Origin of the sequence: Psychrobacter sp. UBA5136, assembly GCF_002414005.1 — a bacterium.
Taxonomy (GTDB): domain Bacteria; phylum Pseudomonadota; class Gammaproteobacteria; order Pseudomonadales; family Moraxellaceae; genus Psychrobacter.
Window position 1 is genome coordinate 1 of sequence record NZ_DHYG01000032.1, and the last position, 24,121, is coordinate 24,121.

General features: G+C 44.9%; 20 protein-coding genes. 11 read left to right on the plus strand and 9 right to left on the minus strand.

What is annotated here, in order from left to right; translation table 11 throughout:
• Nucleotides 1–31: 31 nt before the first annotated feature.
• From B4240_RS03850 to B4240_RS03860, 3 genes are all read right to left on the minus strand, one after another.
• Nucleotides 32–796, minus strand: coding sequence for an SDR family oxidoreductase (locus B4240_RS03850; RefSeq protein ID WP_296236920.1), 765 nt, complete (start codon nt 794–796; stop codon nt 32–34).
• 180 nt (nt 797–976) lie between these two features.
• Nucleotides 977–1,771, minus strand: coding sequence for an SDR family NAD(P)-dependent oxidoreductase (locus tag B4240_RS03855; RefSeq protein ID WP_296236921.1), 795 nt, complete (start codon nt 1,769–1,771; stop codon nt 977–979).
• 74 nt (nt 1,772–1,845) lie between these two features.
• Complete coding sequence (locus B4240_RS03860; protein ID WP_296236922.1) at nt 1,846–3,651, minus strand: acyl-CoA dehydrogenase; 1,806 nt, start codon at nt 3,649–3,651, stop codon at nt 1,846–1,848.
• Between the two features lie 176 nt (nt 3,652–3,827).
• On the opposite strand from B4240_RS03860, the gene B4240_RS03865 reads away from it, so the two are divergent.
• Nucleotides 3,828–4,856 (plus strand): GlxA family transcriptional regulator, encoded by a 1,029-nt coding sequence (locus B4240_RS03865; RefSeq protein ID WP_296236923.1) that lies wholly within the window; start codon nt 3,828–3,830, stop codon nt 4,854–4,856.
• Between the two features lie 217 nt (nt 4,857–5,073).
• Here the strand turns inward: B4240_RS03865 and B4240_RS03870 are convergent, their stop codons facing one another.
• Entirely contained in the window at nt 5,074–6,315 is a 1,242-nt protein-coding gene (locus tag B4240_RS03870) for an LD-carboxypeptidase (protein WP_296236924.1), read from the minus strand.
• A 283-nt stretch (nt 6,316–6,598) separates the two neighbouring features.
• Here B4240_RS03870 and B4240_RS03875 point away from each other — a divergent pair, with 283 nt between their 5' ends.
• Entirely contained in the window at nt 6,599–7,051 is a 453-nt protein-coding gene (locus tag B4240_RS03875; protein WP_296236925.1) for a YkvA family protein, read from the plus strand.
• A gap of 118 nt (nt 7,052–7,169) precedes the next feature.
• Here B4240_RS03875 and B4240_RS03880 read toward each other — a convergent pair whose 3' ends face one another.
• Nucleotides 7,170–7,475, minus strand: a complete 306-nt coding sequence (locus B4240_RS03880; RefSeq protein WP_296236926.1) for a hypothetical protein — start codon at nt 7,473–7,475, stop codon at nt 7,170–7,172.
• Between the two features lie 72 nt (nt 7,476–7,547).
• Nucleotides 7,548–8,105: a hypothetical protein gene (locus B4240_RS03885; RefSeq protein WP_296236927.1), complete on the minus strand. Its 558-nt coding sequence runs from the start codon at nt 8,103–8,105 to the stop codon at nt 7,548–7,550.
• 290 nt (nt 8,106–8,395) lie between these two features.
• Here B4240_RS03885 and dnaQ point away from each other — a divergent pair, with 290 nt between their 5' ends.
• The 9 genes from dnaQ to B4240_RS03930 all read left to right on the plus strand — a co-directional run bounded on the left by dnaQ (nt 8,396) and on the right by B4240_RS03930 (nt 17,887).
• Entirely contained in the window at nt 8,396–10,039 is a 1,644-nt protein-coding gene (gene dnaQ, locus B4240_RS03890) for a DNA polymerase III subunit epsilon (protein ID WP_296236928.1), read from the plus strand.
• A 172-nt stretch (nt 10,040–10,211) separates the two neighbouring features.
• Nucleotides 10,212–11,894, plus strand: coding sequence for a hypothetical protein (locus B4240_RS03895; protein WP_296236929.1), 1,683 nt, complete (start codon nt 10,212–10,214; stop codon nt 11,892–11,894).
• Between the two features lie 114 nt (nt 11,895–12,008).
• Entirely contained in the window at nt 12,009–13,043 is a 1,035-nt protein-coding gene (nudC, locus tag B4240_RS03900) for an NAD(+) diphosphatase (RefSeq protein ID WP_296236930.1), read from the plus strand.
• A gap of 123 nt (nt 13,044–13,166) precedes the next feature.
• On the plus strand, nt 13,167–14,054 hold the full coding sequence (locus B4240_RS03905) for an RnfABCDGE type electron transport complex subunit B (protein WP_296236931.1): 888 nt from the start codon (nt 13,167–13,169) through the stop codon (nt 14,052–14,054).
• A 29-nt stretch (nt 14,055–14,083) separates the two neighbouring features.
• Nucleotides 14,084–14,779 (plus strand): endonuclease III, encoded by a 696-nt coding sequence (gene nth, locus B4240_RS03910; protein ID WP_296236932.1) that lies wholly within the window; start codon nt 14,084–14,086, stop codon nt 14,777–14,779.
• A gap of 79 nt (nt 14,780–14,858) precedes the next feature.
• A complete protein-coding gene (locus B4240_RS03915; protein WP_296236933.1) occupies nt 14,859–15,455 on the plus strand; it encodes a DJ-1/PfpI family protein in 597 nt (198 codons plus the stop codon).
• 144 nt (nt 15,456–15,599) lie between these two features.
• Complete coding sequence (metK, locus tag B4240_RS03920; RefSeq protein ID WP_296236934.1) at nt 15,600–16,766, plus strand: methionine adenosyltransferase; 1,167 nt, start codon at nt 15,600–15,602, stop codon at nt 16,764–16,766.
• Nucleotides 16,767–16,903: 137 nt separating this feature from the next.
• Entirely contained in the window at nt 16,904–17,296 is a 393-nt protein-coding gene (locus tag B4240_RS03925) for a DUF3144 domain-containing protein (RefSeq protein ID WP_296236935.1), read from the plus strand.
• Nucleotides 17,297–17,533: 237 nt separating this feature from the next.
• Nucleotides 17,534–17,887 (plus strand): hypothetical protein, encoded by a 354-nt coding sequence (locus tag B4240_RS03930; protein ID WP_296236936.1) that lies wholly within the window; start codon nt 17,534–17,536, stop codon nt 17,885–17,887.
• 153 nt (nt 17,888–18,040) lie between these two features.
• Here the strand turns inward: B4240_RS03930 and B4240_RS03935 are convergent, their stop codons facing one another.
• The 3 genes from B4240_RS03935 to B4240_RS03945 all read right to left on the minus strand — a co-directional run bounded on the left by B4240_RS03935 (nt 18,041) and on the right by B4240_RS03945 (nt 24,071).
• Nucleotides 18,041–19,696 (minus strand): BCCT family transporter, encoded by a 1,656-nt coding sequence (locus B4240_RS03935; RefSeq protein WP_296236937.1) that lies wholly within the window; start codon nt 19,694–19,696, stop codon nt 18,041–18,043.
• A gap of 561 nt (nt 19,697–20,257) precedes the next feature.
• The gene (clpB, locus tag B4240_RS03940; protein WP_296236938.1) at nt 20,258–22,855 is read right to left on the minus strand and encodes an ATP-dependent chaperone ClpB; all 2,598 of its coding nucleotides are present in this window, start codon (nt 22,853–22,855) and stop codon (nt 20,258–20,260) included.
• Nucleotides 22,856–23,294: 439 nt separating this feature from the next.
• Nucleotides 23,295–24,071, minus strand: coding sequence for an SDR family NAD(P)-dependent oxidoreductase (locus tag B4240_RS03945; protein ID WP_296236939.1), 777 nt, complete (start codon nt 24,069–24,071; stop codon nt 23,295–23,297).
• Between the last annotated feature and the right edge of the window lie 50 nt (nt 24,072–24,121).

The following is a 24,121-nucleotide window of genomic DNA, read 5'->3' on the forward strand; positions in this document are numbered from 1 at the left end:
CTAGTTATCTAGGACAGCCCCGTATTTCTAATTAAGCAAGCATACCACCATCAACCACAACCGTTGCGCCTGTGGTATAGCTTGAGGCGTCAGACACAAGATACAATACGGTGCCTGCCATCTCATCTGGATCGGCGACGCGCCCTAAAGGAATCGCATGTAGCGCCATTTTTAAGACTTTGTCATTGGTGGTTAACGCCGAGGCAAACTTGGTATCGGTTAAACCTGGTAATAAGGCATTGACGCGGATGTTTAATGGCCCGCACTCTTTAGCAAAGGCTTTGGTCATGCTAATCACCGCCGCCTTGGTGATTGAGTAAATGCCTTGCTTATCGCCCGCAACCAAGCCATTGACCGAAGCGGTATTTAAAATCACCCCGCCGCCCTGCTCGCGCATCATCTTACCAGCAGCCGTCGACATAAAGAAATAACCACGGATATTGACTTCAACAGTCTTATCAAAAGCGGCCAAATCAGTGTCTAAAATACGACCATAATAGGGATTTGCTGCAGCATTATTGACTAAGATATCAATGCGACCAAACTCACTTTTGATATACTCAAAAACTGCCTCGATTTGCTCCATATCACCAACATGACAGGCAAAAGCGCTGGCGTTATGACCGTCAGCTTTGATGCTCTCAGCAACCGCTTGGCAGGCATCAATTTTACGGCTAGAGACAATCACGTGCGCGCCTCTTGATGCCAATAAACGGGCGATAGATTCGCCAATACCGCGGCTTGCACCCGTAACCAAAGCAATCTTACCGGTTAAATCAAATAAATCTTTCATCATTACTCCTTATATTTACCTATATTATTTATACATTTTAAATGTGTGGCAGAGCTGGGAGGAATTTTTGCAGCCTCTGGAGTGCAAAGCACACAGCAAGCAAGAAAATTTTTACCAGCTCTGAGAAACTTAGCTTAGAAATTTAGATTAGAAAATTCATATCAATGGATTTAATAAAACGTATTAAGCCAACATGCCACCATCAAGGGTAAAGGCATGACCATTCATAAAGCTGCTTTCATCGCTTGCCAGCCAAGCAATCGCGCCAGACACTTCATCGACATGCCCTAAACGGCGCATCGGACTGGCCTTGATGGTCGCTTGCTGGGCGCGCTCGTCCATGTTTGCCATGGTATTGCGTACCATCGGCGTATCAATAAAGCTTGGGCAAACGGCATTAAAACGAATATTCACGCGGGCATATTCATGAGCCGCAGACTTAGTGAGACCCATGACGCCATGCTTTGCCGCGCTATAAGCGGATAATAGCGGCGCTGAACGCAAACCTGCGATAGACGCCACATTTATCACATGACCGCCGCCATTGGTCGCCATGCAAGCAACCGCAGCGCGCATACAATGCCAGACGCCTTTTAAATTAACCGCGATATTACGGTCAAAATCCTCATCCTTTAGCTCATGCATTGGTGCAGGCCTGTGGTCAATGCCGGCATTATTTATCACCACATCAAGACCACCAAGCGTCTCCATGGCAAAGGCAAATAACGCACGCACCTCATCACCGCTGGTGACATCGACCTTTTTAAAGACGATACTATTGCCAGCATCTTGTCCTTGCTTGGCAACGGCGGCGCCCATCTCTTCGGCCAAATCGCCAATGACGACTTTTGCGCCGCGACTGGCTAACAATAGCGCACTTGCTGCACCGATACCAGACGCGCCGCCGGTGATTAAAATACGTTTACCCGAGACGTTACTGGCGACGTCTGCTGCAACTCCATTCGTGTTTAGCGTCATATTTATTCCTTTAGAAGAGTATTATTTTATCTGTTATCACTGACTAAAAGCCGAACTCACTACTATCTGACTTTTTAAAACCACTCGGCTTGCATATTGGTACATACCGCATTGTCGTTATTTAGCAGCTCGATATCGCGATTGATTAGCGGCAATTCCCAATCGATAAAGTATTTTGCTGCTTGTATTTTGCCATGATAAAAGTTTTGCTTGTCAGCGTCCGATGTTGTGCTTAATAATTGTTCCGCTTTACTGGCTTGGCGAATCCAAATCCAACTGACCACGATAGAGGCAAAAATATTCATCAAGGCTTGCGCGTTCCCCGTCAGCGTAATGGCTTTTTCCGTTTGCAAGATTTTGCTTAAATGCACCAATACTTCATGTAAGTGAGCCATATAAGGCATCAGTTTGCCAGCAAGTTTCGCGGTTTCTGGTGTGCTGATATTTTCTAAATCTTGCGTAATTTCACGCTTTAAGATTTGAATACCAAGCCCGCCCTTTTGCCACAACTTACGAAATGACAAATCTAGTGCCTGTACGCCATTTGTACCCTCATGGATGGGGTTCAAACGATTGTCACGCCAAAACTGCTCGGCTTGATACTCACGCGTGTAGCCTGCGCCGCCCAATACTTGAATGCCCAAATCATTGGCTTTTGGACCATATTCAGATGGCCATGCTTTGAGTACTGGGGTGAGAAGGTCTAACAATTCTGTCAGTTCATTTTTTAACGTTGCGTCTTCACAAGTATTGATACGGTCGATCAGATTTGAGCCATATAGACACAGTGAAATACCGCCCTCGCTATAGGCTTTTTGCGCAAGCAGCATACGTTTGACATCACCATGCTGAATGATTGCCGTTGCCGCATCTTCAGGCTTATTATTCGGCGCAATTCTGCCTTGCGTTCTGTCTTTGGCATAATCAAGTGAATACTGATAACCGCGATAACCAATCATCGCTGCGCCAAAACCAACCGCAATGCGCGCCTCGTTCATCATTTTAAACATATAACGCAGGCCAAAATGTTCTTCCCCGATCAGGTAGCCGTGGCAATCACCCTCATCGCCAAAGCTTAGTGCCGTAGACGTCGCGCCGCGATAGCCAAGCTTATGAATAAGTCCGGTTAAATGTACGTCATTACGCTCGCCGACCGACAAATCATCATTTAAGCGATACTTTGGTACGGCAAATAGCGAGATGCCTTTGACCCCCGCAGGACCGCCTGGGACTTTGGCTAAGACCAGATGCACGATATTGTCAGACAATTCATGATCGCCCGCTGAGATATAAATCTTGCTGCCTTTGATACGATAAGTGCCGTCGTCTTGTTTGACAGCAGTGGTTTTGATATCGGCAAGCGATGAGCCAGCATGCGGCTCGGTTAATGCCATGGTGCCGGTAAATTCGCCCGTTAGCATGCGCGGCATGAAGGCGTTTTTAATCTCGTCACTGGCAAAATGCGAGATGACATTAATGGCGGCCGTGGTCAAAAACGGATAAGCCGTCGTTGAGGGATTGGCTGCCATAAAATAGCCTGCCACCGCGGTCATCACCGTTTCAGGTAATTGCATGCCGCCATCTTCAAAGCTATAACGACCGGCGATAAAACCCGACTCGCGAAACGCATCAAAGGCGACTTTGACATCGTCTATCATGCTGACTTTTTTGCCGTCAAACTGCGGCTCGTTTTTATCCGCCACATGATTATGCGGCAAAAATAGCTGGGTCGCGATTTTATTGGCGGTATCTAACACCGCGTCAAAGGTTTCGCGGCTGTGTTCTGCAAACTTTGGATGCTGGGTTAACTTTTCCGTTCCCAATACATCATATAATTGAAACGGTAACTCAAAATCATTGATAAGCGTATCTGCTGCCATAGTATTCTCGTGAACAAATAAAATTTAGTGATGCAATGATATTAATCTAATTTAAGGTCTTGCCGTATTGTCATTTATGACATAATTATGGTCAAATATGACAAATATAACGCGCTTGGTTAGAAAAATTTGGGCGCAAAACGCGATTTTTAACAACCGTTCGGAAAGGAAATTGGATGTCTATACCCTACTTCACCCCCTTTAAAGTCATCATTGTCGGTTTCGATGGCGTGCTTGGCAGTGCTTTGACAGGAGCGCTAGACTTGTTTTCCTTTACCGGAGTCAGTTGGCAGCGTTTTTTAGATGAGCCAGTAGAGCCAAGATTTAATGTGCAAATCGCCAGCCTCGGCGGCGTTGATATCAGGTGTAGCAATCGCTTAATCATGCAAGCGCATTGCGACATTGCTAAGGTGCTTGATTGCGATTTATTGTTAATTCCAACGATTGGCGACTCCATTGATAAAGTACTGAGCCAAAATAGCAAGTTAATTGCCCATATAAAAAGGCTAGCAAATACTAAAGCGGACATTGCTAGCAATTGCAGCGGCGCTTTTTTTTTGGCAAAAGCAGGCCTGCTCGATGGCAAAGTCGCCACCACCCACTGGGGCTATGCCAATAAATTTAAGGCAGACTATCCATTGGTTGATTTGCAAGAAAATCAGTTTGTGACTCAATCAAAAAGTGCTTCAAAAAATCAGTCAGGCAATATCTTTTGTGCGGCGGGCGGTAGCGCGTTTTATGACTTGGGATTATTATTAATTGAGCGTTATTGCGGACGCGAGATTTCGACCCAAGTGGCGAAAACTCAGATTATCGATAGCAAACGCGGCAATCAAAATAGCTACACCAATGTGTCTTTGCATAGGCCGCATTCAGACCCACTGGTCAAGCAAGTACAAGAATTTATTGAAGAAAATTTTAGACAACCTATGCAGGTAAGCCATCTGGCTACTATGGTTAATGTTACCCCGCGCACCTTAAATAGGCGCTTTCAAGCTTGCGTCGCCATGCGTCCGATTGAATATATCCAAGCGGTTAGAATTGAGCAGGCAAAGCGTCTGTTAGAATTGGGCGATGTGACGATAAAGTCACTCGCGGAACAAGTCGGCTACGATGATATCTCCTCATTTACGCGGCTGTTTAAACGCGCCACCGAGCTAACCCCGAAAGAATATCAAGAAAAATTTTCACGCTTGGCGATTTAACTTTATAGTATTTTAGGAATAATACGTTGCTGCAGCAGATTTATCAGAGCAAAAACTTTATATAGTTAATTCGATATAAAAACGATACAGCAAGATGCAAAGTTGTTTTTCGCAGCATCTGTCGGCGTAGGTACAGCACGCAAGAAGAACAACTTTTCATTGAGCGACTTGATAGCTGCGTATCTGATCTATTTGGATTCGACTATAGACCTAAACTTTATTGCCATAAGCCTTCGACACTAATGGCATCGGCTTTAATCGTTGGATAATCACTAAACGCCAACTGATAGCCGCCCGCAGTATTGGCGCTAAGCTGACACCTCGCGCCGAGTGGAAAGCTGTGTTTTTGTCCAATATGACCAAAGCGCATACCGCTATAAATAGGCAATCCTGTCAGCTTGTGCAATTGGCGAATCACGGTGGCGACATCGTAACGCTTGTCATAACTGTCCTCTCCGCTACCCGATAGCGCGCCAAATACAATCGCCTGCTGACCCTTAAACACTCCTGCTAAGTACAAATCATAGAGCATGCGCTCGATGCGGTAAGCTTGCTCGCCCACATCTTCTAAAAACACAATACCGCCAGCAATACGCGGTAAATACTCACTACCAGCCAGCGCCGATATCACGCTTAAATTGCCGCCCCAAATAGTACCCGTTAGAGTTTTTGGCTCAGAATTTGCCAAAATACTTGGTAAATTTGGACTGGTTAAAGACGCATCTGCTATATTGATGGTTAAATTAGGATTGGTTAATGCTTCTACAAACTGTCGGCAGCTAACCTCATCGGGTTTGATTTTACCAAACTCGCTATAAAGCATCGGCGCAGCAAGCGAGCTCATGCCACCTTTTGCCAGTAGCGCGCCCTGAATCGCCGTCACGTCACTAAAGCCTGCCAATATCGTACCGCGCTCCTTCATAATACGTCCAAGCGTTGCCCAGTCAACCATGGGCAATAAGCGCATGGCACCATAACCGCCGCGTACCCCAAGTAGCAGTTTAGGCGCTTTGATTGCACCGGTAGCAATGTTTTGCAGGTCACTAGCACGCTGCGAATCCGTACCCGCAAAACGCAGATACTGGCGTTTGGTAACGGCAGGATTTTCCACTTTAAAACCCGCACAAGCTAAACGCTCTAACGCCAATTCATTACGCTCGTCACTACCACCGACATTGGAGCTGGCAAAAAGCCGCGTCTCAATACTTGCTGTGATACATTTTGAATTTGCTTGCTGCGTTTCAGAACCATCAGAAAGCAGGGTTTGTGCTGCCGTATTTTTATCCATCACAGCAACCGGCAAATCATCTTTGGTAAGCTTTGTGCCGCTATTTTGTACAATAGTATTAGCAGCCAGCGCCCGAGTGATACTTTGGGTGGCCAGCAATCCTGCTCCGACACTAAAGCCAACTTGACGTAAAAACTGGCGACGATTTAGCTCGGTTGATATTTTGGTCATTATGCTACCTTTTGTGGCTTTTAATTAACGCTTAATTGCTGCTTATTTGGGGCGTTTTTTAATAAGAGTGGCTAAAATAGATGGCGTATTATAACGCAGATGAAGACAGGATTTAGCGCTCAGCCAGTTTAAAACGGTTGAGGTCAGCGCAATGTATCATGCTTATAGACAACAAAACGATACAGATTTGCTTATCGTCTTATTTGGCTGCAGACGCGACTCTTGCTATAGTAAAAAGCGTTGAACGACAAACAATAATTATTGCTATAAAAGGATTATAAATATGGCTGATAAAGAAAACGCAAAAGAAAAAGACAATAAAAGTCTGATGGATAGTATTAAAGTTATCTTGGGTAAAGAAGACAAAATAAATGACCAAGTGGGAAAAGGACAAGGTCTTGAGAGTTATGCCGATGATTTACTCTTGCTAGTGAGCTTAGTAAAAGACTATTACCAAGGCAACTATCGCAATATTCCCTATAAAACCATTTCAGCGGCCGTGGTTGGACTGCTCTATGTCCTAAACCCCATCGATATCATTCCTGACTTTATCCCCTTTATCGGACATATCGATGATGCCTTGGTACTAAGATTTTGTCTTAAACTGATGGAAAAAGATTTGCTTAAGTACAAAAACTGGAAAGACAAGCAGACCGCTGCTAAAGAAGAAACGACAAAATCTAACGATAAAAAGATAGAGGATAAAAGTAAAAGCTTAAAGAAAACAGATAAATAATCTGGCAAGTAGTCACATTAAAAACACGGTCAATGAGGCATGCACTGACCGTGTTTTTATATACCACTAAAACATAAACCCTTTACCCTATTTATGCTTTTACCTTTTTGCAAATTGATTAATTCGGCACATCGTAGCTGGGCTTTTCTGGATTCAAACCAAACGAGTATACAAAAGTACCGACGAGGCTATTGACAATAATAAAAGGCCAATCAAGGGTGACATGACCGAGTAGGTAGCGTCCAATCAGCCATGAGACAATCAGCATAATGATAAAAAATGCGCCCAAATATCCTAAGATAGCTGGATGCTTGAGACTATAAGGCTGCTCAGGTTTTGGCTGTTTATCAAGAATATAGGTTCTTACCGCCCAACCGGCCGCATAACAAAACCCGCCTAACACCACATAACTAAAAAAATTCATATTGCCCGCCTCTAATGAGATGGTTATTTATAATAAATACTGCTTTATAAGGACTTTTTAAACACTGTCATTTCAAATACTTTCATTGACGTTATCAATCACAATATTGGCGTGAGGATTGGCTAAAATATCCGTATTGACGTCGTCACATTCGACGCGATAAATGGTATTGGCACCGCGATAAATATAAGACAAATACTCGCTATCTAGTAGCGGATCGATATTGGCATAAACAGACTTCACATGCGCCAGCACCAGCACTCTGTCTGGACGACCAATCACCGCATCGACATTATCAGGGTCGATAGAAAAATACGTTGGTATATCGCTGTTTTTAAGCACTTCTAACGGTTCAGCATCATCCCAAACGCGCTTGGCGCTTGCAGGCTCTTTCATTTGCATCACCCACGCATCGCCCTGTTGGCTGACTTTAATTTGCGCAGGCTCATCATGACTGACGGTGTAGCAGCCCTCAAATACTGACAAGTCTGCCTTCGCCTCGGCCGTTTTTGAGACGGCTTGCGTATTGCTATCATTACACGCACTTAAAAACAGCGCGCTACTGGCGACTACAGCGAGCATTACGGGCGTTAATTTTTTATTCAAAACATTCGAGCTTACGGACATCATAGATTTATCCTGCATTGGTACATAAAAAGCTGATATTGCGCCTAATATTGCGCTAAGCCGTGCCCGCACAATCAACGCTATTTTAACAGAAAACGGCACCGTTACCGCTATGATATGTACTTTTGCCCTTTTGTGCCTAAATTGCCTAGCAGCAACTGTTAGATAAGCGACCATAAACAAGTAAGATTTGCTATACTCAACCCTAAAACAAGCGCTGCTAGCCTGCGTAAAAATAACGCTAGAATACCTCTTCGCTCCATGTTTATTATCTATCAGGTCATTACATCTTTATGTCAGAAAATCCTACTTTAGCGCGGTCATTTAATATCAATAACGCGAACAATCCGCTCGCCGCCAAGGCAAACACGACGGTTGCTTATACCGATGGCGCCTGTAAAGGCAATCCGGGCGCTGGTGGCTGGGGCGCGCACTTGATATTTAGCGACGGGCGCACGCAGGATTTATACGGCGGTGAAAAAGTAACTACCAATAACCGCATGGAGCTGATGGGCGCGATACAAGCATTAATCCATAGTCCGCGCGAGCAAACCCTCGAGATTTGGACAGACTCAAGCTATGTGAAAAAAGGCATCACCGAGTGGATTGAAGGCTGGAAAAAACGCGGCTGGAAAACGGCCAGTAAAAAACCGGTCGCCAATCAAGACTTATGGCAACAATTGGACGCGCTTCGTCAGGAGCGCGACGTTGCTTGGCACTGGGTAAAAGGTCATGCAGGGCACGCGGGCAATGAAAAAGCCGACGAGCTGGCAAATTTGGGCGTAACGTCTAGCAGTGACAATTTAACCATGGCTAACCTACAAGATACTGCTAAAAAAAAAGATCAATTAACGGCTGATAAAAAACAGGGGCCGAGCGACGATTGGCTAAAGTTTGATCCGTTAGGCTTTGATATGATCGATGATGAGCTTGATGAAACGCTATTAGACAGTCAAAATGATCATGATACGATGACAAATACAGAGATTGTCGTTAAAGATATCTGCGTTGAAAAAAATCACAGTCCGTATAATGCCAGCAAACCCATGAGAAATACCGATATGTCAGATATAGTTTCGAATATGGATACTGAAGTAGCAGCCGCCTTCTTAGAAAAACAGACAGAAACCAACACAGAGAATAATATAGAGAATAGCATAGAAACTGACGCGCCAACATTTGATGGTGACACCAGCCGTGCCAATCCGCATTTTATACCGCTGCTACCCAAACCTATCCATCGTCATGAATCTGACCGCCAGCTTATCATGGATACGGAGACCACCGGTCTTGATCCCATGAAGGGCGACCGAATTATCGAGGTGGGTATTGTAGAGTTGGTCGGGCGTAAATTTACCGGCGAAAAGCTCCACGTCTATATCAACCCGCAGCGCGGTATGGATGAAGAGGTTATTCGCATTCACGGTATCTCTGAAGCGTTTTTGTCCGATAAGCCAACCTTTGATCAAGTGGCTCAGGCGCTGTATGACTTTATGGACGGTGCCGAAATCATCGCTCATAACGCCACCTTTGATATGAACTTCTTAAATATGGAGTTTGCTAAAGTTGGCCTAAATGACTTTGCCGAACGGGTACGTGTGACCGACTCGCTGGCCATGGCAAAACAGCAATATCCTGGGCAAAAAAACACCCTTGATGCCCTCGTTCGCCGCTTAGATGTTGGTAAACAAGACCGTACCTTCCACGGCGCCTTACTGGACTCGGAGATTTTAGCAGAAGTTTATTTGGCGATGACCGGCGGTCAAGTCACGCTGGCCATTGAGGAAGACACCCAAGCCGATGGCGGCCATACTGCCCATGCAAACTTTGCCGATTTGGCCGCTTTACTGCTTGAATCAAGCAGTAATGAGCGCGCCCATCAAAGCTGGTATGCAGCGCTTGCCGAGGATTATCCTGAACTTAAGGCCAAAATGTAACTAGCGAAGCAGCAGTCATTAAAACAGTTTTTTATATTGACATAACATCTTATACTGGCAGTTAAGTAAGTTAGTCTTGATTATTATGCCGATAAGCGTTAAAACCTTATTTATACACATCGTTAAACTCCAAACCCTTGCTATTTTCATCAGTACGTCATGGAAAACCACTATGAACCCTTCTACACAAATGAAATTGACCGCCCCAACCTTGAGTGTGACTGATTTTAACCTGCCATCACTGCATTTATTGCACGATGAAATTAATGTCATATTAAAAGACGCCGAAATTCATTTGGGCGAATTTAATGATGATAATAGCCAAGCGCCTTTATTGTTAGATTCTATTATTGTGTTAAAACAGCTGTCTTGTATTTTTGAGCTGATTGCGTTGGTGGGTGCCGAAGCGCTAAATACAGCGATTGTGCATGGTTTACAAAAACTTTATGACAGTGGCGATAATAACGATAGCGCCTTGATTATGGATTTGTCAGAAGCCATTATGACGCTTGATCGTTATATCGAATTTGTCCTGCTGACTGAATCGGTAGAGCCAACTTTACTCTTACCTATTATTAATAAGCTCAATGCGCACGGGCAAGAAGCGCCTATCGCAGCCGATTATTTTGCCGCCTTTGGTCATAGTAGCGTCATTATTGCCAACCCTGAAAATAACTTTCAACCGCTTAGCGAACTCAATCTTGACAGCGAATTGTTAACTTATGCCTATCGTAGTGGGCTTAGCGTTGCTTTGTTAAATCAAGACGGCAAGGTCAGTCAAGATGAGCAGCAAAAACTTGATGCGATGTCGGCAGCCTGTGCCTTGATAGCAGCAAATACCAGCAGCCTGTTTTGGCAGGCAGCCACCGCCGCCGTTACTGATATCGCCAGCATCTTACCGTTAAATTTAAGCCAAAAACACACGCTTATTTACTTAGAGCAGCAGTTCCAAAGCTATCTGCCAGTGATGGACACACGTTTTGCCCACCTGGTCAGTTTTGCTTGCCAGCGTGACACCAAAGAGGCGCAAACGCTGCGTGAGCTCTATGCCGCCAATCAGTTAGAAGACTCGCAACGCCAGCAAATGGAGCGCTTCTTATTTGGGCCTAACCGTGCTTTAACCGATACCTTAAATACCATTATTCAGGCGCAAATCAATACCATCAAAGAAAATGTCGATAGCTACGCACGCGGTGATTCTATCAATCCTGTCGATATGCAAACCTCGCAAATCACCGAGCAGCTTAATGAGCTGCGTTCAGCTTTTCAGCTATTAGGTTTGACAAATGCTGCCAACAGTCTGAATGCCGCAGCAGATGCCGTGAAGAAATGGCGCGCGCCTACCCCAGAAGATTTTGATCACTTATTATTGGCGTTGATGCACGCTGAAAACGCCACTATTGCGATGGCAGAGATGCACACCCCAGGGGCCATCTATTTACCTTTGAATAATCCGCATATCTCATTGCATCAGCTAAATACTGCCTATGATACCTTAATACAAGAAAGCCGTACCGCCATTGCCAGTGCCGAGCAAGCCATCACGGATTATCTGGCTGAGCCTGAGCGCGATATATTGAACATTCAAAATATCCCTGAAATGCTGCGCCAAGTAGCGGGCGCGGTGCGCTTTTTACAATTGCCAACGCCTGCGAGTATGCTTAGCCAATTGGCGAGTTATTTGCAGCAGCGTATTAACAGCGGCGCACGCCTAGATGACGGCACTTTGGCGTATATCGCTGATGTCATTATGGCAGTTGACCATCATTTAGATGGCTTTGAAAACAATCGTCCCGTCAGTAAACAAGCGCTGGATGTCGGGCAACAAAGCTTAAGCCAACTGCTTGCTGCGTAATGGTTAGTGTCTTTGATAAGTAACGTGCTTCTTTAGCCATCATTTAACGGCTTATTTTAAACAGACTCGTATAGCGGATATGAGTCTGTCTTCGACTGTTTGGAAACTTGCTTTATGACCCATGCCTTTATCCTCAATGACGAAACGGTTTTATGTCGTCAAACGCCTAACGGTTGGTGGCCTGTGCAGGTTCAATTACCACAGTCGGATATCGACATCACAGCGTTAAGTGCTAGTGACGCTCAGCCAGCCTATCAAGTTAGCCGAGTAACGCTACTTGAAAGCTTAGCGCCAAGTCATTGGGTAGTTAACGATGATAGCTGCCAAGATAAGCATAGCAATCCAGACAAAGGTAGTTTGATTGATTTTGCTACTAAAAACGCCCATGCAGTTACTACTAATGCTTTTACCGCACAAGCTGCTATTGCTATTACCTATGATTATGCAATAACCCATAATGTTGCGTTGCCTAAGATTTTAGAAAATAGTGAAGTAGAAAGTAGTCTAGAAACTGACGCGTGCGCCTTTATTGCCTATCGTCTGCTTATCACTCAGTTGCCAGTGGCCCTATCTGGCCAACTTAGCCAAGCCATACAGCTGCTACGCTGGCAAACAGACACGCAGTTTTGTAGCCGCTGTGCTACCCCAGTCGTTGCTGCTACCCGCGGTGAACGCGCGATGGTTTGCCCTGTTTGCCGCTTACGCCAATATCCACGTGTGCAGCCATGTATCATTACCGCTATTACGCGCCCGAATCCGCAAACGGGCGTCATGCAAATTTTATTGGCGCACCATCACCGTTACGGACAACAAAAAACATCGGCGCAGACGTTACAATATGGTTTGATTGCTGGCTTTGTAGAGGTTGGTGAAAGCTTAGAGCATGCCGTGGTACGCGAAGTGGCAGAAGAGGTCAATATCCGCCTTACCGATATTCGCTATGTCAGCAGTCAGCCTTGGCCGTTTCCGTCCAACTTGATGCTTGGTTTTCGCGCGGCGTATGCGGGCGGGGATATCGTGATACAAGAAGACGAGCTGTCACACGCCGATTTTTTTGATCTGACAAATTTGCCAAAAATACCGTTTAAAGGCAGTATTGCTTATGAGCTGATTGCGCAAATTGCCCATGAACAAGGCATCACGCTTTAGTTGATGTTTATTTATAAGGGCAAAACGTTCTATATAAATGTAGATGTCACTTAAACACAGCTATCACTTACCCTATTTATTCTAATATCAGCATTTAGCACTGATATTAAGGTTTTACATTACATGCAAAGCACCATCAGTAACAACAGCAGTCATATCCGTCTTACCAATCTACCTATCTTGTTTGATAGCTTGGACATAGAGCGCTTGCCTGCCGCAACCCAAGAAAAGATTGCGCGCATTGACGCCTGCTTGCCGCAAACCCAATGCGGGCTTTGTGACCATGCCGATGGCTGCCTGCCTTATGCTACCGCTATCGTATTAAGTGGTGAGCCATACAATAAGTGCGTGCCTGGCGGTCAGCCTGTAACGGATGCTATTGCTCATATCCTCGATATCGACAGCAGCGAGCCATTACTGACGGCCGCGCCATCGCAATGGCCGATAGATGCAACCTCTGCGCGACCTACCGAGGTGCGCGCCGTGATTCGAGAAGATGATTGCATTGGCTGCACCAAGTGTATCCCTGCTTGCCCTGTTGACGCCATTGTCGGTACGGGCAAGCACATGCATACTATTTTTACAGATTTATGCACGGGCTGTGAGCTATGTATCGCGCCCTGTCCCGTTGATTGCATAGACTTGGTCACTGTTGAGCGCACAATTTCAGATTCTGAGCGCACGGCTGAACAAGAGGATTTGCGCCAGCGTTATCACACCCATTTAAGACGCGTCAGTCAGCAGCTAGCCGATAGCAGTAATAGCAAACCCGTGGTTAGCATGGTCGAAGCCAAACTAAACAATGCTGCTAGTCCGTCATTAAACATCAGTGAAGAACAAGCAAAAAATACCATTGCCGCGGCAAAGCTGCGTAGTAAAATTAAAAAATTAGAAAAACAGCTTAGCGTGCGCCCCAATGCGAGCAAGCAGATGGAGCTTGAGGTACTGCAAGCGGAACTTGCGCAATTTTCATCGTTAACTTCTACTTTCATAACCTCTACTTTTGAATAATAAATAGAGAAAATAATAGTAAAAACATTATGAGTAAAACCGTTAAACATAAAACTGCCGAGACGCCACCATCGCGGCGCATGCCCAATCGCAGCGTGCGTCCGTTTTTTGAAAAATTGGCAGCGACGATTGATGAGCCAGTGACTGAGCTCAATTATAATAGTAATTTTGAGCTACTCATCGCGGTCATATTATCGGCGCAGGCGACCGATGTCAGCGTCAATATTGCCACTAGCAAGCTTTATCCTGTGGCAAATACGCCTGAGGCCATTTTGGCGTTAGGTGAAGAAGGATTGAAAGCGTATATTAAAAACATCGGTTTATATAACGCCAAAGCCAAAAATATCATCAAAACTTGCCGTGATTTGATAGAAAAATTTGACAGCACTGTCCCTGATAATCGCAAAGATTTAGAGTCTCTAGCAGGGGTTGGGCGCAAAACCGCGAATGTGGTATTAAACACTGCCTTTGGCCAACCGACGATGGCGGTCGATACCCATATCTTTCGCGTCGGCAATCGTACGGGGCTTGCCACGGGTAAAAACGTCTTAATTGTCGAGAAAAAACTGCTCGAACGTATCCCCGATGACTTTATCGTTGATGCCCATCATTATTCGATTTTGCATGGGCGCTATACTTGTCAGGCTCGCGTCCCGAAATGCGGCGCTTGTCCTGTTTATGAGGAATGTATGTTTAAAGATAAAGCCAAGTTTTTAGAGCTTTAAAGGCTTTGAGAACCTTAAAGATTTTCAAACATCTCCTTTCTAAATACTTCGGCTTAATACTTTAATTTAAGGAAGCAGAATGCAGACCCTGACCGCACTCGTATTTGACGACTTCGAAACTTTAGACTTATTTGGGCCTATTGAGCTATTTGGTAGCTTACCTAACGCGTTTCGCATTCAGTTTGCGTCAATGAAAGGTGGTGTCATTCATAACCATCATGGTGTTGCCTTACAAACTGTCGCAGTAGCAGAATTAGCCCATCAAACGAATATATTATTGGTCGTCGGCGGTAAAGGTACACGTCCACTTATCAATGATAGTAAGTTTTTGCAGAACCTGACTACGCTCGCTGATAACGCCGACTGGGTGCTTAGCGTCTGTACGGGTAGTGCTTTATTGGCGAAGGCAGGCATTTTAGGCCATAAACGAGCCACGTCAAACAAGCGTGCTTGGCAATGGGTAACCGAACAATCAGATCAGGTTGATTGGATAAAGCAGGCGCGCTGGGTCGTAGATGGCAAGTTTTATACTTCTTCAGGTGTCACGGCTGGCATGGATATGGCGCTTGGTTTTATTGCTGATAGACAAGGTCGCGATAGCGCAAAAGAAGTCGCTGACTATACAGAATACCGCTGGCAAGAAGACAGCCGCCTCGATGATTTCTACAATTGTTAGCCGTCATGGCTGACACTAGAGTTTTACCTCGATTCACGGTAAAATATCATAATTTTTTGATTCACTTTTACCTTCTATTTTCCGTTAACATTTAATAATGACTGATTTTATATATTACAGTCCCTGCAATTAAGCGATCCCATTATGCGCGAATACAACTTATTTACCTCAGAATCTGTGAGCGAAGGCCATCCTGATAAAATGGCTGACCAGATATCAGACGCTATTCTTGATGCTATTTTACGTGAAGATTTACACGCGCGCGTGGCGTGCGAAACCTTGGTTAAAACTGGCGCGGTCATCTTGGCAGGTGAAGTCACCACGACTGCCAATATCGATGTAGAACGTATCGTTCGTGATACGGTAAATGGTATCGGTTATCATCACTCAGATTTGGGTTTTGATGGCGAAACGTGCGCCGTTATTAATATGCTGGGTAAACAGTCTCCTGAAATCGCTCAAGGCGTCGATCGTAGCAGCCCTGAAGAACAAGGCGCAGGCGACCAAGGCTTGATGTTTGGTTATGCCAGTAATGAGACTGAAGTGCTGATGCCAGCGCCTATCGAGTACGCGCACCGCTTGATGGAGCGTCAATCTGAGCTGCGCCGCGCAGGTGAGTTGCCTTGGCTGCGTCCCGATGCCAAAGCACAAGTGACTCTCAAATACGACGGTAATAAACCGATTGCCATTGATGCCGTGGTGTTATCCACGCAGCATGATCCTAGTATCTCGCAAACAGATCTGCAAGAAGCAGTGATGGAATCGATTATTAAGCAAGTACTGCCAGCGGAATTATTACATGCAGGTACACGCTATCATATCAATCCAACTGGTAAATTTGTCATCGGCGGTCCTGTCGGTGATGCGGGTCTTACAGGCCGCAAAATTATCGTTGATACTTACGGCGGCATGGCGCGTCATGGCGGCGGTGCTTTTAGTGGTAAAGATCCTTCAAAAGTGGATCGCAGCGCTGCTTATGCGGTGCGTTATGTGGCTAAAAACATCGTTGCTGCCGGTATTGCCGATCGCTGTGAAGTTCAAGTCAGTTACGCCATTGGCGTTGCTGAACCAACTTCGATTTCGATTAACACTTTTGGCACTAACAAAATCAGCAATGATGAAATCATTAGCTTGATTCGTACCCATTTTGACCTGCGTCCTTATGGTATCACGCGTATGCTAAATTTATTGCAGCCGATGTATCAGCAAACCTCGACGTTCGGTCACTTCGGTCGCCAAGGTTCTGAAACGGCCTTTACGTGGGAAAAAACAGACAAAGCCGAAGTCTTAAAAGCGGACGCTGGCTTATAAGCCTAGCATGCGACTTTTTACGCATTAGACTTTTTACTATGTTAATCAGTCTTTGAATTTAGCGGGTTTTTAGATTTGTTAAGTTTATAGACTGCCGTGATACCTTTAAATTTACCTAACATTATTAGGAGTAGCTTATGTCTCAAGACAATATGCCAAACAATGCTCTAAACGACGCGCAAAACGCTGTCCAAAATGACGAATTCGACGCTGCTCTTGAAATCACCCCTGAGATGCAAGCCTTTTATCAGCGTGCCGATGCGATTATTGGGCTTGCAAATAGCCAATTAGGTCCCGACGCCCATTCAGGTCAAGTCGGCGCGTCACTGCTTTATGCTGCGGCTCGCTATAGCGCCTCAGTTGCCTCGATTGGCTTTGTCAAAGGTGATGATTTCGCCAAAGAAAAAGATGACATCGTTGAGTTTTATACCAAACAATATCGTCAAATGCTAAGCGATAACTTAACAGATTACGCACAAAACTTTGATAAATATGTGCAGCTTAATAAAGAGGATAAGCCTGCCAAATAAGTATTTTAGGTTTTAGATTCTTTAGAAAATTTCTTAAATCTGGTTAAGAAATCACGTTACAAAACCCAAGCTTTAGAGGCTTGGGTTTTTTGTTTCTCTATTATTATCCCTTACTTAACATTCATCATATCAAATGCTTGTTATCAAATATCTGCCGTAAAAGCACTCATTTGCTTTTTGTCAAAAATTGGCGTTTAATGCAAAATAAATGACAACAACGATATAAGGATATTCATCATGAGCGTTCTTCCTCAATCACCGCTAGCTCTCCTAAAAACCTCTATTCGTAAACTTTCAGTTGCCATAACCTGTACGATTGCCTTAGCGGGTTGCAGCAATATCAACAATACCACTGTGTCTGATAGCACGCCCATTCAGCCGCCGACTTCTCATACCAGCCAGCCGCCAAAAGGCACCGTTGCTCAGTGTCCAACCTTTGACCCTGAAAAAACCATGTGCACCGCGCAATACGATCCCGTTTGCGTAAAAACAAAAGTAGGTTCACTGATAAGTTATCGCACGGCGGGCAATGCCTGCTCAGCTTGTAGCACACCTGAAGCTGTCAGTTATGTGAAAGGTGAATGTTTATAATGACAGCGCTGACGCTACAACAATGTCTTTAAACCTACTAAGCGGTTAAACGCCCATAAAAAATCCCAGCTTATGAACTGGGATTTTTCACATTATTGACTATTAACGTTTTGCAGAAAATTAAATTTTTAAGTTTTCTAGGCAACTAAACAACTACTCATCAATTTTCTTAATGCTCGGCGGTCCCGTTAATAACGCTTCATCGCGGAACTCATTTGCCGAATTATGCTCAGCTGATTCTTCGGTGATAAACCACTGCTGATTACGATAAAGAATCAATCTATCACGGCTCAAACCACGCAGTAATGAATACATCATAATGACGATGACCACCGCAAAGGGAAAGCCCGAGACGATAGATGCAGCCTGCAATGCACTCAAGCCGCCTGCTGCTAATAACACCGCTGCGATAACGCCTTCTGTACCCGCCCAAAATAAGCGCTGTATTTTTGGTGGATTGGTATCACCGCCCGAGGTCAGCATGTCAATAACGAAACTGGCCGAATCTGATGACGTGACAAACCAAAGGACAATCATGACCACAATCAACATATTTAGTGCTGATGTGAGAGGAAAAGACTCCATCAACTTAAAGATTGCGCTGCCCGTATCTGCTCTGACCGCTTCAATTAAACCAGGACTGGCGACATTCGGGTCGACAGCTGCCATCAACTCCATATGTACAGCGGAGCCGCCAAACGCAGTGAACCATAAGAACAAAATGGTAATAGGAATGAATAACACCCCTAAGATAAACTCGCGAATGGTACGACCGCGAGAAATACGCGCAACGAATACGCCAACGAAAGGCGACCAGCTAATCCACCATGCCCAGTAGAAAATCGTCCACGACGACTGCCAGTTTTCTTCGCCGTTATAAGATTCAGTCCAAGTTCCTAACGGTATAACTTGATACAGATAGTTACCAATATTTTCGACAAAACTATTAAAAATAAACTGCGTAGGGCCTAAGATAATCACAAAGCTGAGTAATACGACGGTGAAAAATATATTAATATTACTGAGGCGCTTAATACCTTTATCCAGCCCCATAAATAGTGACAGCGCTGCAAGCATAGTAATAAAAGCAATCAAAATGATCTGCACAGTGATGTTATTAGGAATACCAAATAACGTCTCAAGACCAGAGTTGATTTGCAATACGCCAAGGCCTAAAGTGGTGACCACCCCAAACATGGTGCCAAATACCGCCAACGTATCAACAGTGTGTCCCATTGGCCCATAGATTTTTTTACCAATTAACGGATACAAGGTTGAGCGAATGGCCAACGGCAATCCCACTCGATAGTGGAAATAGGCCAATGACAGCGCAACCATGCCGTAAACCGCCCAAACGTGTAAACCATAATGCAAAAACGAGATGTTCATTGCTTGTTTAGCAGCAGCAATTGTCTCAGCCTCGCCCAATGGTGGCGCCATAAAATGATAGAGCGGCTCAGCCGTACCCCAATAGAGCAAGCCAATACCGATACCCGCTGAAAATAACATGCCTATCCAAGAAACGAGATTATACTCTGGCTCCTCGGTTTGATGACCAAGCCTAATATCACCATAGCGGCTTAGAATCATGTAAATACTCATGACCAGCACTAGATTGACGACGACGATAAAAAACCAACCAAAGCGTACAGACACAAATGCCTTTGCTTGACCGAAGACTTCGCTCGCCAGCTCATTAAAGAGAGCGCCAAATATAATAAACGCAAGAATTAACAGCGCAGAAGTTAAAAACACAGGTCTACTTACCCGCGGAAAAGGGCCCAATCGGCCAACTTTAACGTGATCCATTCAGTTGTCTCAATTTTTTAGGACGCTAACCTTAACAAGATATTTACAAACTATCAAATCGGGCCAGTCATCTGTTCATGATAAAAATGAAAAAATCCTAAGACAACGATGCATCTTAGGATTTTAAATGACAATTAGGTTATTGTTTTTTTAAGTAAAATTCGTATAAGCAAATTTAGTGACTAAGGCGCGTTGTCTATTCACAGATATGACCAAACAAAGAGCAATAAAGAGCAACACAGAAGAGGCACCGATATTTCATCCATCCACTGCAACCTTAGTATTAAACCTTAGTGTTAAATAAAGCTACCTTAACAAACCAAGCCTTAATTATCAATTCACGGCAAAGCGAGCTTAATCGGACGTTTTGTTTACGCGCTTTATAAATGCTTATCGGTGAAGGGAATAGCACGGGCGTCTATGCTCCAAACGGTAAATAATAATAACGCAAAAAAAACCCCTTACTTGCTCATATAAATAATAGGCACATAAGGGGTTTTCAGGCTTTCTACCGTTTAGCAGATGACATTTAACCAATAAAGGATAAAACGAACACTTACTTTAGCTCATTCTAAGCTTATCAAAGGTCAACTCATCATCAGCGCCGACATCGATTTTGATGATATCGCCTGGAACAAAATCACCAGCCAGTAGTTTTAATGACAATGGGTTTTCGATCTCTTGCTGGATAGCACGTTTTAGCGGACGCGCGCCATACACAGGATCATAACCCACTGCGACCAGTTTATTCATCGCATCTGCCGATAGTTCGATATCCATCTCACGCTCTCTAACACGCTGACGCAAGCGATCCAATTGAATGTCGGCAATACCAGCCATCTGCGACATGCCAAGCGGATGGAAGACCACAATCTCATCAATACGGTTGACGAATTCTGGGCGGAAATGCTGCCCAACCGACTCCATGACCTCCGCTTTGATATCCTCGTAGCTCTCACCGACCATTTCTTGGATTTTATGCGAGCCCAAGTTACTGGTCATGATGATAACGGTATTTTTAAAGTCTACCACGCGGCCTTGCGAATCGGTCAAACGACCGTCGTCTAGCACTTGTAGCAAAATATTAAACACGTCAGGATGGGCTTTTTCGACCTCATCAAACAATATCACGCTATAAGGCTTACGGCGTACCGCTTCGGTCAACGTACCGCCTTCTTCATAACCAACATAGCCTGGAGGCGCACCCACCAAACGACTGACGCTGTGCTTCTCCATGTACTCACTCATGTCGATACGGACAATCGCGTCCTCACTATCAAACAAAAAGTTCGCCAGTGATTTGGTCAACTCAGTTTTACCGACACCCGTTGGTCCAAGGAACAAGAATGACCCAGAAGGACGATTCGGATCCGACAAACCAGCACGGCTACGACGCACCGCATTTGCTACTGCTTCGACCGCTTCATCTTGGCCAATGACGCGCTCGTGGAGTTTTTCTTCCATCGCCAGCATTTTATCACGCTCGCCTTGCATCATTTTACTGACTGGAATACCAGTCGCTGCGGCAACGACTTCGGCAATTTCGTTATCCGTGACTTTAGTACGCAATAGCTTGCCGCCCAATGCGTCCTCTGCCTGCTCTTTTTGCTCTGCCAAATCAGATTCAGCGATACGGCGCTCTAGCTGCGGAATGGTTTCGTACTGCAGCTTACTCATGGTTTCATAATCGCCTTCACGGCTGGCTTTGTCATAAGCAATACGTGCTTTATCCAGCTCGTCTTTTAGCTGCTGACTGCCTTTAACGAGCGCTTTTTCTGCTTGCCAAATCTCATTAAGATCAGCGTATTCTTTTTCTAACTCTTCGATTTGGCTATCAAGCACTTTACGCTCGGCTTGCGCGCCAGCATCTTCTTCATTTTTGAGCACTTCGCGCTGCATTTTAAGCTGAATCAAACGGCTATCAAGCTTACCTAAGGCTTCAGGTTTACTGTCCATCTCCATCCGCAGACGACTCGCTGCTTCGTCGATTAAATCAATCGCTTTATCCGGCAATTTGCGATCGGTAATATAACGATGGCTCATGCGCGCTGCCGCAATAATCGCGCTGTCTTGAATATCGACACCGTGATGCAGCTCATAGCGCTCTTTTAGACCACGCAAAATCGCAATAGTATCTTCGACCGTTGGCTCATCGACCAGCACTTTTTGGAAACGACGCTCAAGCGCGGCATCTTTTTCGATGTATTGGCGATACTCATCCAATGTCGTCGCACCAACGCAGTGCAGCTCACCACGTGCAAGCGCAGGTTTTAACATGTTACCTGCGTCCATCGCACCCTCTGACTTACCAGCACCGACCATGGTATGCAGCTCATCGATAAATAAGATGACGTTGCCTTCTTGTTTTGCCAAATCACTAAGCACCGCTTTGAGGCGCTCTTCAAACTCACCGCGGAATTTTGCCCCCGCAATCAGTGCGCCTAAATCAAGCGACAACACTTCTTTATTACGAAGCCCTTCTGGTACATCCTTTTGGATGATTTTTTGCGCCAAGCCTTCAACGATGGCGGTTTTACCAACACCCGGCTCACCGATAAGCACAGGGTTATTTTTGGTACGGCGCGAGAGCACCTGAATGGTACGGCGAATTTCTTCATCACGACCAATCACCGGATCAAGCTTACCTTGTTCCGCACGTTCAGTTAAATTAATGGTATATTTATTCAGCGCATCACGCTGATCTTCAGCATTTTGATTGTTCACCGTTTCATCACCGCGCAGTTTCTCAATGACCGCTTTTAATTTAGTTGCCGTCACGCCAGCATTTTCAAATATCTTTTTGGTGTCGCCTTGTTCAGCAAGCGCTAGCAGCACCCATTCAGTGGCGATAAAATCATCACCTTCTTTTTGCGCTTGGCGATCGGCCAAATTTAAAATCTTCACCGAATTTGGGTTTAAATTAACCTCGCCTGTCGGCTCGCTAATCGTTGCTTGATTGTCGAGCGCCTTTGCCACGCCATTTTTTAGCGCAGGAATAGACGCGCCCGCTTGCTGGCAGATAGATAAGTTAGACTCATCTTGCAGGAGTACGGCAAGCAAATGCACAGGATCTATCCCTGTATGGTCACGCCCCAGCGCCAGACTTTGGGCTTCAGAGATAGCTGATTGCAGCTTTTGGGTAAATTTTTCGAACCTCATACTTGTGTCCTTTTATAATTAGTAGCAGTGTATATCTGATAGTAGCCGCGGTTTTTTATAAGTTTTAAACGTTACCGCACGCTTTTCGTTGTTATCTATATAGGGTTTAAGAAGTGATATTTCAATGTCAATTTAACCGTTGTCAATAGCCTTTAATGACTTGTTAGTGTCAGCCTTTATAAATCATGACGGCGCAGAATTATAACCTTGGAAAAATAAACCTTACTCATAACAATGATATCAAGCATACTCCATTAATAGTTATACAGATGCATTATTTCAAGGATACAAATTAAAGAAAAAGAAAAAATGACATAGCTTTTGCTTCTTTCAATCGAGGATAAATAAATAAAACCCTCCTGATAAGTGAGCAAAAAACCATGCCACGTATGTATAAACTATGAAAAAATCTTAAAGCTTCACCGCAAAGGTTTAAAATCTACACCATACGAATTGCGCCATCTAAGCGAATGACTTCCCCATTTAAGTAAGCATTATCAATGATATGCATGACCAGCTTGGCAAACTCATTTGGGTTGCCCAAACGCTTAGGATACGGTACGCCTGCCTCCAACTGCTCGCGCGCTTTTTCAGGGATGGCCTCCATCATCGGCGTGGCAAAAACGCCCGGTGCAATGGTCATGACGCGAATACCATGACGCGCCAGCTCACGCGCTAGCGGTAAAGTTAAACCAACGACGCCCGCCTTAGATGACGAGTAGCTGGCTTGCCCGACTTGTCCATCAAAAGCTGCAATAGAGGCAGTATTAATAATAATACCGTTATCAGCATTTTGCTCACTTGCGCCATTAGCTACGCGCTTAGCGATACTGGCGGCGACCAAACGCGCGACGTTAAAAGAACCAACAAGATTGATATTAACGCCGCGACTAAAAGCCTCAAGATCCGCTGGATTGTTTTCGCGGTCTAAAAGCTTTTGCACGACCGCAATGCCCGCGCAATTAATGGAACCTTGCAAACCGCCAAATGCTTTTTCAGCCATCTCAACAGCCGCTTGCACCTCATCGGCGCTGGTTACATCACAGCGTACAAAGCGTACATGGTCACCCAGTTCATCGACCAAAGCTTGCCCAGTTGTTTCATTCAAATCAGCGATAACCGCTTTGCCGCCTTGATTTACGATAGCGCGAACCACGGATTCACCCAGACCCGACGCGCCGCCGGTGACCAAAAAGCTGTGTTGTTCCATTTGCATAATTATTCCTTTAATCGTTGTTTTTACTGGTATAGTGAGTGAAAAGTAAT